The organism is Gordonia pseudamarae, assembly GCF_025273675.1.
GTDB classification, from domain to species: domain Bacteria; phylum Actinomycetota; class Actinomycetes; order Mycobacteriales; family Mycobacteriaceae; genus Gordonia; species Gordonia pseudamarae.
The window spans coordinates 2833448-2846570 of record NZ_CP045809.1 but is presented as its reverse complement, the minus strand read 5'-3'; the positions used below and the strand labels follow the sequence as shown (position 1 = coordinate 2846570).

Genomic DNA, 13123 nt, shown 5'->3' with positions numbered 1-13123 from the left:
GCCCGTCTCGTGTGGGTCGCTTGAGCAAGTAGGGAGCCAGTGAATATGGTCGGATTCGGGATACCAGGTGTCGGCGCGGCCATCGACAAAGTGCTCGCCACCGCCCAGAACGGGCTCGAAGTGCTGCGCTTCGGGGCACTCGACACCGGAATCGAACCGACCCCTTTCGTCGTCGTGGAAAACGAGCCGATGTTCCGGCTGCGGCGCTACTTCCCCGACGAACCGGGCACCGGGCCGCACGCGCTGCTGATCCCGCCGCTGATGGTGGCGGCCAACGTGTACGACGTCACCGAGGACAACGGTGCGGTGTCGATCCTGCACCAGAGCGGGATCACCCCGTGGGTCATCGACTTCGGGTCGCCGGACGTCGAGGAGGGCGGTCTCGAACGCAACCTCGCCGACCATGTGCTGGCGGTGAGTCGGGCCATCGACCTGATCGTCGAGACGACCGGCCGGGACATCCATCTGTGCGGCTACTCGCAGGGCGGGATGTTCGCCTATCAGGCCGCGTCGTACCGCGATTCCAAGAACATCCTCAGCATCAGCACCTACGGCAGTCCGGTCGACGTGCTGGCGGGGCTGCCCGTCCCGCCGGCCATCGTCGCGCCGCTGTCGGAGTTCCTCGCCGACAACGTGGTCGGCAGGCTCTGGATCCCAGGATGGATGTCGCGCACCGGGTTCCAGATGCTCGACCCGGTGAAGACGATCAAGGGCCGCATCGAGTTCATGCGCAAGCTGCACGACCGGGACGCCCTGCTGCCGCGTGAGGAACAACGCAGATTCCTCGAGGTCGACGGGTGGGTGGCCTGGTCGGGGCCCGCGATCGCCGAGTTGCTGCGACAGTTCGTCGCGCACAATCGGATGCTGTCCGGCGGGTTCGTGATCAACGGCGAACTCGTCTCCCTCACCGAACTCACGATGCCGATCCTGGCCTTTGTCGGCACCGCCGACGACATCGGGCAGCCGGCCTCGGTCCGGGGTATCGTGCGTGCCGCATCCCGCGCCGACGTGTACGAATCGACCATGCCCGTCGGTCATTTCGGATTGGTCGTCGGTACCGCCGCCGGTGCCCACTCGTGGCCGACCACCGCCGCCTGGATCAACTGGAACGAGGGAGTGGGCCCGAAGCCCGACGGCATCGAGCCCATGGCCGAACCCGCCGAGCGCGGGCACGGTTCCGGCGTCAGTCTGTCGTCGCGGGTGACCCACGGTGTGGGGTCGGTGGCGATGGCCGGTGCGCACCTCACCAAGGACCTCGCGGGGGTGGCCACCTCGCTGCAGCGGACAACGGTCGCGTTGGCACGGGAATCGGCGCGCAGCGTGCCGATCATGCTCAGCAGGATGGACGACATCCGGCCCGATACGCGGGTGTCGCTGGGCAAACTGATGTCGGAGAACACCAGACGCGGCGGCGCCAAGGAACTGTTCCTGTTCGAGAACCGCGTGCTGACCCGGGCTCAGGTGAACACCCGCATCAACAATGTGGTCGCCGGACTCATCCAGTGCGGGGTCCGGCCGGGCGCACCCGTCGGTGTGCTCATGGAGACCAGGCCGAGCGCGCTCGTCGTCGTCGCGGCACTGTCGCGCCTGGGGGCGGTCGCGGTGATGCTCTCACCCGACGGTGACATGGGCGAGATGTTGCGGGTGGCGCACTGCGCGGCCATCGTCGCCGATCCGGACAACCTGGCGACGGCACGTGAGCACTGTGGTCATGTGCTGGTGCTGGGTGGCGGCAGTGGCCAATCGCGCATTGTCATCGAGACCGATGACGACACGGTGATCGACATGGAGCAGATCGACCCGGACGCGGTCGAGATCCCGGCCTGGTACCGCCCGGATCCGGGAGTGGCCGGCGATGTGGCGTTCATCCTGTTCACCAGGTCGGACGGCAAACTCAATCCCTGGCGGGTCACCAACCGTCGGTTCGCGATCTCCGCCTTCGGGGCGGCGTCCGCGGCGGCGCTGACCGAACGCGACACCGTGTACTGCCTGCCGCCGCTGCATCACGCCTCGGGCCTGCTCACCACGCTCGGTGCGACTGTGGCCGGTCGGTCGAGGATCGCCCTGTCGAACGCGATCGAACCGGAGACGTTCGCCACGGAGGTACAGCGCTACGGCGTGACTGTGGTGTCGTACACGTGGTCGATGTTGCGTGAGGTGATCCGCGCCGACAATCTGGAGATCAACCGGTACAACCCGATCCGGCTGTTCATGGGTTCGGGGATGCCAGGAGGTCTCTGGGACGACGTCACCGAGGCATTCCCGAGGGCCCGGGTGCTCGAATTCTTCGCCACCGCCGACGGTTCGGTGATGCTGGCCAACGTTGCCGGCGATAAGGCCGGCGCGATGGGGCGACCGCTTCCGGGCACCAACGAGGTCGAACTGGCCGCCTACGACGTCCTCGATGACCGGCTGGTCATCGAGGATTCGGGCTTCGTACGCAGGGCCGACCCCGGCATGCCGGGACTCTTGCTCTCACGGGCGTCGCACCGTTTCGACACCAACGGCACCGTGTTGCGGGGCGTGTTCGCCCCTGGTGACCGGTGGGAGGTGTCGGGTCAGTTGTTCGTGCGCGACGTCGACAACGATCTGTGGCTGGTGTCGGCGCTCGACAGAGTGATCCGCAGTGCCGACGGCCCGATGTTCGGTCCGCCGGTCGAGCATCATCTGTCGCAGGTCGCCGGGGTCGATCAGGTGGCCGCGTACGCCGTCGGGAGGCCGGGGACCCAAGTCATGGTGGCGGCGTTGACATTGCGGCCGGGCGCCTCGCCGGACTCGCTGACAGCCACGTCGTTGCGGATGGGGCTCGGCGAGATGCCGGCGTTCCTGCGGCCGCATCTCATCGTCGTGGTCGATGAGATCCCGCTGTCGAGTTCGTACCGGCCGCTGACCGCCGCCCTCGGCGCCCGGGGACTTCCCGAGCCGGATTCCCCGAAATCGCCCGGAAAGGTCTGGTTCCGCGACGAGGTGGGCCGGTATCGGCGGTACACCAGCAGTGCGGCGGCCGAACTCGACTGGTCGCAACCCACACTGCGCCGCCCGGACCAGGTGTCCGTGGCACACTGACCGCGTGACCGATCACGACAGCAGATCGAATTCAATGAGAGGAATCGGGTGAGTACACGAGCGCAGCAGATCCCGCAGGTGGTCCGGGAACGACTGGTGTGTCCGCAGGACCACGGGCAACTGCTCGATGCCGGTGATGAGCTCTACAATCCGCGTCTGCGCCTCGCCTATCCGATCGACGCCGACGGCATCCCGGACATGCTGGTCAGCGACGCGCGCGCGGTCACCGACGACGCCGAGCACGAGCGCCTCACCGCATCCGCATGACCCGCAGCCCGGTGTCGGGGGACATCGGGTCCGGTGACTTCGGCGCGGATGGCAGGATTGACCCGTGACGACAGAGCAGATCCAGCCCTCCGAGAACACCACCGCGCCCGCCCCGGCCGGCCTCGACGGTGGGACCGACAGCATCATCGACGAGCTCACCTGGCGCGGGCTGATCGCCCAGTCGACGGATCTCGATGAGCTTCGATCCGTGCTCGCGGCACCGATTTCGCTGTACGCCGGATTCGACCCGACCGCGTCGAGTCTGCACGCGGGGCACCTGGTCCCGCTGCTCACATTGCGGCGGTTCCAGCTCGCGGGCCACCGTCCCGTGGTCCTCGCGGGCGGTGCGACCGGCCTTATCGGCGATCCGCGTGAGGTTGGGGAGCGGACCATGAACTCGGCCGACACGGTCGCGGACTGGGCCGGCCGCATCGGTGACCAGCTGCGCAGATTCGTCACTATCGACGACTCGGCCACCAGCGCGGTGCTGGTGGACAACATGGAGTGGACCTCGCAGCTCAGTGCGGTCGACTTCTTGCGTGACCTCGGCAAGCACTTCTCCGTCAACGTGATGCTCGCGCGCGAGACCGTCCGTCGTCGGCTGGAATCGGACGGCATCAGCTACACCGAGTTCAGCTACGTGCTGCTGCAGTCCAACGACTTCCTCGAACTGCGTCGCCGGTACGGCTGCGTGCTGCAGATCGGTGGATCGGATCAATGGGGGAACATCGTCGGCGGCGTCGACCTGATCCGACGCGTGGACGGGGCCGGAGCGCATGCGATCACCGTGCCGCTGGTGACCTCGGCCGACGGGAAGAAGTTCGGCAAGTCCACGGGCGGGGGAAGTCTGTGGCTCGATCCCGAACTCACCAGCCCGTACGTCTGGTACCAGTACTTCGTGAATACCGCGGACGCCGATGTGGTGCGCTACCTGCGGTGGTTCACCTTCCTGAGCCGCGACGAGATCAACGAGCTCGAGCGTGCCACCACGCAGACGCCGCACCTGCGTCTGGCGCAGAAGACGCTCGCCGCCGAGATGACCACGCTCATCCACGGTGCCGAACATACGGCGGCAGTCGAGCTCGCGAGCCAGGCGCTGTTCGGTCGCGCCGAACTCACCGATCTCGACGAGGGCACACTCGCCGCGGCTGTGGGGGAGACCCGGGTGGCCGAGTTCGCCGGCGAACGTCCGACGATCATCGAGCTGCTCGTCGCCACCGGATTGTCGGAGAGCAACAAGGCCGCGCGCCGGGCAGTGGACGAAGGCGGTGCGTACGTGAACAACCAGAAGATCGTCGACGCGGACTGGCGACCACAGAACCCGGACCTGCTGCACGGTCGATGGCTGGTGGTACGTCGCGGCAAGAAGAGCTTCGCCGGCGCACGGTTTACCTCCTGACCAGGCGATTTGACCTCTCGTTCGCGTCTGTGTAACTTAGTTGAAGCATCGCCGAGAGCAACCGCCCCGGAATCAAGCGAAACCGGGCGAGCTTGGCTGTCTGAGACCGAAAGGTTCGGACGGGTCCTGCCGGACGTGATCACCAGAACCGAACAACCGTGACTTGCGAAGCGGAGATCGGGTCTGTTAGGCTGGAGTGGTTGCCCCGGAGTGGGTGGCGGTTTCCAAGTGTTTGTGAGCAGTGCTTGCTGATGGTTGCCTCTTTGTGGGGTGGTGTTGGTGGGTGTGTGTTCTTTGAGAACTCGATAGTGTGTGACAAACTTTGTTTGATGCCAAATTTTTTTGGTAGTCAAAATTTTTTTGAATGCCAGTTTGTTTTTTTGAGGATTTTTTGGTCAGGTTTTTCTCTCTGGTCTGAAGAATTGTGTTGAAACTGTTTGGTTTCAGTGTTTTTTCATGGAGAGTTTGATCCTGGCTCAGGACGAACGCTGGCGGCGTGCTTAACACATGCAAGTCGAACGGAAAGGCTCCTTCGGGGGTACTCGAGTGGCGAACGGGTGAGTAACACGTGGGTGATCTGCCCCTGACTTTGGGATAAGCCTGGGAAACTGGGTCTAATACCGGATATGACCTGCCCTTGCATGGGGGTTGGTGGAAAGCTTTTGCGGTCAGGGATGGGCCCGCGGCCTATCAGCTTGTTGGTGGGGTAATGGCCTACCAAGGCGACGACGGGTAGCCGACCTGAGAGGGTGATCGGCCACACTGGGACTGAGACACGGCCCAGACTCCTACGGGAGGCAGCAGTGGGGAATATTGCACAATGGGCGCAAGCCTGATGCAGCGACGCCGCGTGAGGGATGACGGCCTTCGGGTTGTAAACCTCTTTCACCAGGGACGAAGCGCGAGTGACGGTACCTGGAGAAGAAGCACCGGCCAACTACGTGCCAGCAGCCGCGGTAATACGTAGGGTGCGAGCGTTGTCCGGAATTACTGGGCGTAAAGAGCTCGTAGGCGGTTTGTCGCGTCGTCTGTGAAATTCTGCAACTCAATTGTAGGCGTGCAGGCGATACGGGCAGACTTGAGTACTACAGGGGAGACTGGAATTCCTGGTGTAGCGGTGAAATGCGCAGATATCAGGAGGAACACCGGTGGCGAAGGCGGGTCTCTGGGTAGTAACTGACGCTGAGGAGCGAAAGCGTGGGTAGCGAACAGGATTAGATACCCTGGTAGTCCACGCCGTAAACGGTGGGTACTAGGTGTGGGTTCCTTTTCACGGGATCCGTGCCGTAGCTAACGCATTAAGTACCCCGCCTGGGGAGTACGGCCGCAAGGCTAAAACTCAAAGGAATTGACGGGGGCCCGCACAAGCGGCGGAGCATGTGGATTAATTCGATGCAACGCGAAGAACCTTACCTGGGTTTGACATACACCAGACGCTGGCAGAGATGTCGGTTCCCTTGTGGTTGGTGTACAGGTGGTGCATGGCTGTCGTCAGCTCGTGTCGTGAGATGTTGGGTTAAGTCCCGCAACGAGCGCAACCCTTGTCCTGTATTGCCAGCGGGTTATGCCGGGGACTTGCAGGAGACTGCCGGGGTCAACTCGGAGGAAGGTGGGGATGACGTCAAGTCATCATGCCCCTTATGTCCAGGGCTTCACACATGCTACAATGGCGCGTACAGAGGGCTGCGAGACCGTGAGGTGGAGCGAATCCCTTAAAGCGCGTCTCAGTTCGGATTGGGGTCTGCAACTCGACCCCATGAAGTCGGAGTCGCTAGTAATCGCAGATCAGCAACGCTGCGGTGAATACGTTCCCGGGCCTTGTACACACCGCCCGTCACGTCATGAAAGTCGGTAACACCCGAAGCCGGTGGCCTAACCCCTGTGTGGGAGGGAGCTGTCGAAGGTGGGATCGGCGATTGGGACGAAGTCGTAACAAGGTAGCCGTACCGGAAGGTGCGGCTGGATCACCTCCTTTCTAAGGAGCATTGGCACTGTCGTGGATCATGCCCGAATGTGGTGTGCCGCGGTCATGTTCATGGGTGAAACATCAAACACATCCTGTTATGCCGGCTGTGCACTAGACGTGTGTGGTGGGTGGGGTGAGTGTTCTGGGTGACTGGGATGCTGGTTGTTGCACACTATCGGGGTTCTGAGGGAACACGCAGTGATGCGGGTTGTCTTGGCCTGCTGTTGGGTTGCTGGTGGTGAGGGTTCCTGTGATGGGGGCCGGAGTTGGTGGCTGGTGGTGGGTGTGTGTTGTTTGAGAAGTGCATAGTGGATGCGAGCATCTCATCAGTGATGATCGATGTGCCCTGTGAGGGGTTGTTGGTTGTTGTTGATGGTATGAATATTGCAATTTCATTTTTTGAGATAGTGCTTTTTTGGCGTCTACATTCGTGTCTTTGCCGGCAGTCTTCGGGTTGTGTGGTGGGGGTGTGTTTGTAGGTGTTGTTGTAAGTGTTTTAGGGCGTTCGGTGGATGCCTTGGCACCAGGGGCCGATGAAGGACGTGGTAGGCCGCGATAGTCCTCGGGGAGTTGTCAAACGAGCTGTGATCCGAGGGTGTCCGAATGAGGAAACTCAGCACCAGTTATGTGGTGTTACCCGCCCGTGAATGTATAGCGGGTGTGGAGGGAACGTGGGGAAGTGAAACATCTCAGTACCCATAGGAAGAGAAAACAAGTGTGATTCCGTGAGTAGTGGCGAGCGAAAGCGGATGAGGCTAAACCATGCGCATGTGTAACCGGGTAGGGGTTGTGTGTGTGGGGTTGTGGGGTTCATCTTCCCGGATCTACCTGTCCGGGCGTGAGTGATAAAATCATGGGTTAGGTGAAGTGGCCTGGAATGGTCCGCCGTAGACGGTGAGAGTCCGGTAGTCGAAAGCCTGTGGTCTTGCGTGATGGATGCCCAAGTAGCAGCGGGCTCGTGGAATCTGCTGTGAATCTGCCGGGACCACCCGGTAAGCCTGAATACTTCCTGGTGACCGATAGCGGACTAGTACCGTGAGGGAAAGGTGAAAAGTACCCCGGGAGGGGAGTGAAATAGTACCTGAAACCGGACGCTTACAATCCGTCAAAGCCTGTGAGTTCTTGAGTGGACTGTGGGTGATGGCGTGCCTTTTGAAGAATGAGCCTGCGAGTTAGTGCTCGGTGGCAAGGTTAACCCGTGTGGGGTAGCCGTAGCGAAAGCGAGTCTGAATAGGGCGCAATGTCGGAGACATTATGTCTTGTGACTGTAGTCGCCGGGTCTAGACCCGAAGCGGAGTGATCTACCCATGGCCAGGGTGAAGCAGCAGTAAGATGTTGTGGAGGCCCGAACCCACTTCAGTTGAAAATGGAGGGGATGAGCTGTGGGTAGGGGTGAAAGGCCAATCAAACTCCGTGATAGCTGGTTCTCCCCGAAATGCATTTAGGTGCAGCGTCACATGTTTCTTGCTGGAGGTAGAGCTACTGGATGGCCGATGGGCCCTATCAGGTTACTGACGTCAGCCAAACTCCGAATGCCGGTAAGTGAGAGTGTGGCAGTGAGACTGCGGGCGATAAGGTTCGTAGTCGAGAGGGAAACAGCCCAGATCGCCGGCTAAGGCCCCTAAGCGTGTACTAAGTGGAAAAGGATGTGGGGTCGCGAAGACAACCAGGAGGTTGGCTTAGAAGCAGCCACCCTTGAAAGAGTGCGTAATAGCTCACTGGTCAAGTGATCCTGCGCCGACAATGTAGCGGGGCTCAAGTACACCGCCGAAGCCGCGGCACTCACACAAGTCATCGGCACATCCTTGCGGGGGTGTGTGTAGTGGTGTGGGTGGGTAGGGGAGCGTCCTGCATCCGTGGAAGCGCCGGAGTGATCCAGGTGTGGAGGGTGTGGGAGTGAGAATGCAGGCATGAGTAGCGAAAGACAAGTGAGAAACTTGTCCGCCGGATGACCAAGGGTTCCTGGGGCAGGTTAATCCGCCCAGGGTGAGTCGGGACCTAAGGCGAGGCCGACAGGCGTAGTCGATGGACAACGGGTTGATATTCCCGTACCCGTGTATCCGCGCCCAATAGCGAGGCAATTGTACTAAGTGCCCAAATCCCAAGAGACCGCCTTCGGGTGGCTGGCGGGTGCTGCGCACGACCTTGGTTGTAGTAGTTAAGCGATGGGGTGACGCAGGAAGGTAGTGGGGCCAGTGAGTGGTTGTACTGGTGTAAGCCTGTAGGGCGAGACATAGGCAAATCCGTGTCTTGTGTGCCTGAGAGGTGATGCGTAGCCGGTGAGGCGAATTCCATGATCCTATGCTGCCGAGAAAAGCCTCTAGTGAGTTGGTACATGGCCCGTACCCCAAACCAACACAGGTGGTCAGGTAGAGAATACTAAGGCGATCGAGTGAACTGTGGTTAAGGAACTCGGCAAAATACCCCCGTAACTTCGGGAGAAGGGGGACCACTGCTGGTGAACACTGTTCGGTGGGAGCTGGTGGTGGTCGCAGAGACCAGAGAGAAGCGACTGTTTATTAAAAACACAGGTCCGTGCGAAGTCGTAAGACGATGTATACGGACTGACGCCTGCCCGGTGCTGGAAGGTTAAGAGGACCGGTTAGTGCCCCTTGTGGGTGCGAAGCTGAGAATTTAAGCCCCAGTAAACGGCGGTGGTAACTATAACCATCCTAAGGTAGCGAAATTCCTTGTCGGGTAAGTTCCGACCTGCACGAATGGCGTAACGACTTCTCTGCTGTCTCAACCACAGACTCGGCGAAATTGCAGTACGAGTAAAGATGCTCGTTACGCGCGGCAGGACGAAAAGACCCCGGGACCTTCACTATAGCTTGGTATTGGTGTTCGGTTCGGTTTGTGTAGGATAGGTGGGAGACTGTGAAGCGGTCACGCCAGTGGTCGTGGAGTCGTTGTTGAAATACCACTCTGATCGTATTGGACTTCTAACCTCGGACCCTGATCGGGTTCAGGGACAGTGCCTGGTGGGTAGTTTAACTGGGGCGGTTGCCTCCCAAAATGTAACGGAGGCGCCCAAAGGTTCCCTCAGCCTGGTTGGCAATCAGGTGTTGAGTGTAAGTGCACAAGGGAGCTTGACTGTGAGACGTACATGTCGAGCAGGGACGAAAGTCGGGACTAGTGATCCGGCACCTACGAGTGGAAGTGGTGTCGCTCAACGGATAAAAGGTACCCCGGGGATAACAGGCTGATCTTCCCCAAGAGTCCATATCGACGGGATGGTTTGGCACCTCGATGTCGGCTCGTCGCATCCTGGGGCTGGAGTAGGTCCCAAGGGTTGGGCTGTTCGCCCATTAAAGCGGCACGCGAGCTGGGTTTAGAACGTCGTGAGACAGTTCGGTCTCTATCCGCCGCGCGCGTTAGAAACTTGAGGAAACCTGTCCCTAGTACGAGAGGACCGGGACGGACGAACCTCTGGTGTGCCAGTTGTTCCGCCAGGAGCACTGCTGGTTAGCTACGTTCGGAAGGGATAACCGCTGAAAGCATCTAAGCGGGAAGCCTGTTCCAAGATGAGGTTTCTCACCCCCTTAGAGGGGTTAAGGCCCCCCACAGACCATGGGGTTGATAGGCCAGAACTGTAAGCACAGTAATGTGTTCAGGTGACTGGTACTAATCGGCCGAGGACTTACAACAACACCCACACACAGTGTGGGCCATAATGACCATGTAACGCATCCACTATGCACCTCTGAAACAACACACAACACACACAAGTGTGTGTGTGACAATTTCACAAATTTTGCGGCGGCTATAGCGGTGGGGAAACGCCCGGACCCATTCCGAACCCGGAAGCTAAGCCCACCAGCGCCGATGGTACTGCACCCTAACCAGTGTGGGAGAGTAGGACACCGCCGCAATCACACCCCATTGAGGCCCCAACACACTCGTGTTGGGGCCTCAATGCATGTGTCCTGACCCGAGCACACCGTCCCCCACCGGAGTGGGTGCCCCCTCCGGTGGAGCTGACGTTGAGAGAGCATAGATTATCAACCATGAGTGACCGCAAGCCCCAACGTCGTGACGATCGAGGTCGTAGTTCGCGAGGCCGAGACACCCGGGGTCGAGATTCGCGAGGTGGAACCAAGCGTCCCGCAGCCCACACCGAACGACCCGACGAGCCGGCGCTACCCGATGACGTGGCGGCGAGTGATCTCGACGCGTCCGTACGTCAGGATCTGCTCTCGCTCGACAAAGCGAACGCGGAAAGCGTCGCCCGACATCTGGTGATGGTGACGCGACTGCTCGAAGAGGCCCCGGTGCTCGCCCTCGAACACGCCAGAGCGGCGCGTCGGCGCGGAGGCCGGGTCGGACTCGTCCGCGAGACCGCAGGTATCGCGGCATACAACGCCGGGGAATGGCAGGAAGCGGTCTCCGAACTGCGGACCGCCAAGCGGATCACCGGAAATTCGGCACTGCTGCCGCTCATCGCGGACGCCGAACGAGGTCTCGGTCGAGCTGATCGTGCGATTGAGATCGCCCGGAGCGAGGAAGGCCGGTCGCTGACGGGTGAGGAGGCGACCGAGATGCGGATCGTCGAAGCCGGTGCACGAATGGACCTGGGTGAACCGGAGAAGGCTCTGGTGACGCTGCAGCTGGAGAATCTGTCGGTCGGACAGGCCGGAACCGGGCCTGCCCGACTGTTCTACGCGTACGCTTCGGCACTCCTGGCGGCCGGACGCCGGGACGACGCGGTCACCTGGTTCATGAATGCCTCGGCGGCCGATGTCGATGACGTGACCGACGCCGAGATGCGTCTGGTCGAACTCGCCGACCCCGACTTCGACCCCGATCTCGGGTATCAGGAGGGCGTCGATGGCAGTAGTGCGGCGGACGACGGCGCCGACGGCGATCCTGTGACGGCCGATGCGGACCGGCGGGTTCCCCACAACCCGGCCCCCGAAACCCCGGCCGGCGATGTCGCCCCGGCCGCGCCCGCTGCCGGACCCTCCGTGCGGGAGCAGGTTGCAGAGGTTCCGGCCGCGGACCCCCCGGTAGCCGAGGAACCCCCGCTCGCGGCGGTGTCGGCGACAACAGGGGTGGCCGAGTCGTCACCGGTCGTGGCCGACACCGAGGTCGTGCCCGTCGGCGGATCAGCGGCGCAGGTCGACGGCGACGAGTCGCCGGAAGAACCCGAGAGCGGTGAGCCCGCGCCGGAAACGGTGATGGCCTCGTACGACGCGCTGCTGCTGGATCTGGACGGAACCGTGTTCGGTGGTCACGCGCCCATCGTCGGTGCCCGTGAGACCTTGGCGCGTGCCGAGATTCCGCAGCTCTTCGTCACCAACAACGCCAGTCGCCGTCCGGCAGAGGTCGCCGAGCATCTGAACGAGCTCGGCTTCGAGGCCGGACCCGAGCAGGTGGTCACCAGCGCGCAGAGCGGTGCGCAGCTGCTCGCCGAGCATCTGGAGCCGGGCTCGCGGGCACTGGTCATCGGGTCGGACGGCCTGGCGCAAGAAGTGCGCGAAGTGGGGATCGGCGTGGCGCGGAGTGCCGACGACAAGCCGGACGCGGTGATCCAGGGCTATTCCGCCCACATCGGCTGGGCCGAACTGTCGGAGGCGGCGCTGGCCATTCGCGCCGGTGCGCTGTGGGTGGCCACCAACATCGACGCCACGTTGCCGTCGGAACGGGGCCTGCTCGTCGGCAACGGATCGCTGGTCGCGGCGGTGGCCAATGCCACCGGCAAGACTCCGCTGGTGGCCGGTAAACCGGCGGCGCCGCTGATGATCGATGCGATCCGGCGCAGCGGTGTCAATAATCCGCTGGTCGTCGGCGACCGACTGGACACGGACATCGAGGGTGCGCACACCGTCGGGCTCGACAGCGTGCTCGTGCTGACCGGCGTCAGCACGGCCCGTGACCTGCTGGCCGCGCCGCCCGAGCAGCGCCCCACATATGTGGTTGCCGACCTGCGCGGACTGTACCTGCCGGTCGACCTGGTGCGGATCGTCGCACACGAGGGCTGGCAGATCCGGATCGACGGCCATGCGGTAACCGTCGTCTCGGCGGGCGGACCGGTGGAAAGTCTGCTGCCGAGCCTGGCGGCGGCCGTATGGGCGTCCGGCGAGAGCATTGACCACGAGGAGCTCACGGTCTCCGGGGCCGACGGCACGGCGAGCGAGATGCTCCACCGACTCGGTTTCGGCGTGGTGGGTTAACGAGAACCGACGATGAGCGACTTCACCGAACATTCCGAGCACCCGGTCGTGGACCGGGTGCGCGACCTGCTCAACCAGGTGGATTCCTTGCAGCAGACCGGCGGCGAGGCGTTCGACCTGGTGGGGCTGGCCCGGCAGGGCGCGCTGCTCGAACGCGCCCATGAAGAACTGACCGAGGCGCTCGAAGGCGTCGAGCGTCGATGAACCGAGCAGGGTCGATGAACCGATCGGGGTGCCGCGTACCACGTCCGG

The 13123-nt window shown here is 62.2% G+C and carries 5 protein-coding genes and 3 rRNA genes; all 8 read left to right on the top strand.

What is annotated here, in order from left to right:
• Positions 1–45: 45 nt before the first annotated feature.
• The 8 genes from GII31_RS12555 to GII31_RS12520 all read left to right on the top strand — a co-directional run bounded on the left by GII31_RS12555 (position 46) and on the right by GII31_RS12520 (position 13075).
• Complete coding sequence (locus GII31_RS12555) at positions 46–3066, top strand: AMP-binding protein (protein ID WP_213250282.1); 3021 nt, start codon at positions 46–48, stop codon at positions 3064–3066.
• A gap of 48 nt (positions 3067–3114) precedes the next feature.
• Positions 3115–3333 carry a Trm112 family protein gene (locus GII31_RS12550; protein ID WP_213243500.1) on the top strand — a complete coding sequence of 73 codons (219 nt, stop codon included), beginning with the start codon at positions 3115–3117 and terminating at the stop codon, positions 3331–3333.
• A 142-nt stretch (positions 3334–3475) separates the two neighbouring features.
• Complete coding sequence (tyrS, locus tag GII31_RS12545) at positions 3476–4732, top strand: tyrosine--tRNA ligase (RefSeq protein WP_213250278.1); 1257 nt, start codon at positions 3476–3478, stop codon at positions 4730–4732.
• A 453-nt stretch (positions 4733–5185) separates the two neighbouring features.
• Positions 5186–6707, top strand: a 16S ribosomal RNA gene (locus tag GII31_RS12540).
• A 476-nt stretch (positions 6708–7183) separates the two neighbouring features.
• Positions 7184–10346 (top strand): 23S ribosomal RNA (locus tag GII31_RS12535).
• Between the two features lie 107 nt (positions 10347–10453).
• Positions 10454–10570 (top strand): 5S ribosomal RNA (gene rrf, locus GII31_RS12530).
• The 16S, 23S and 5S rRNA genes sit together here, the layout of an rRNA operon.
• 135 nt (positions 10571–10705) lie before the next feature.
• A complete protein-coding gene (locus GII31_RS12525; protein WP_260839963.1) occupies positions 10706–12871 on the top strand; it encodes an HAD-IIA family hydrolase in 2166 nt (721 codons plus the stop codon).
• A 12-nt stretch (positions 12872–12883) separates the two neighbouring features.
• The gene (locus GII31_RS12520; protein ID WP_213243496.1) at positions 12884–13075 is read left to right on the top strand and encodes a hypothetical protein; all 192 of its coding nucleotides are present in this window, start codon (positions 12884–12886) and stop codon (positions 13073–13075) included.
• The last annotated feature ends 48 nt before the right edge of the window (positions 13076–13123 follow it).

Excerpts from the sequence above, each read along its gene's own strand:
- GII31_RS12520 (WP_213243496.1), top strand. The coding sequence starts at position 12,884 with ATGAGCGACTTCACCGAACATTCCGAGCACCCGGTCGTGGACCGGGTG.
- GII31_RS12555 (WP_213250282.1), top strand. The coding sequence starts at position 46 with ATGGTCGGATTCGGGATACCAGGTGTCGGCGCGGCCATCGACAAAGTG.
- GII31_RS12525 (WP_260839963.1), top strand. The coding sequence starts at position 10,706 with ATGAGTGACCGCAAGCCCCAACGTCGTGACGATCGAGGTCGTAGTTCG.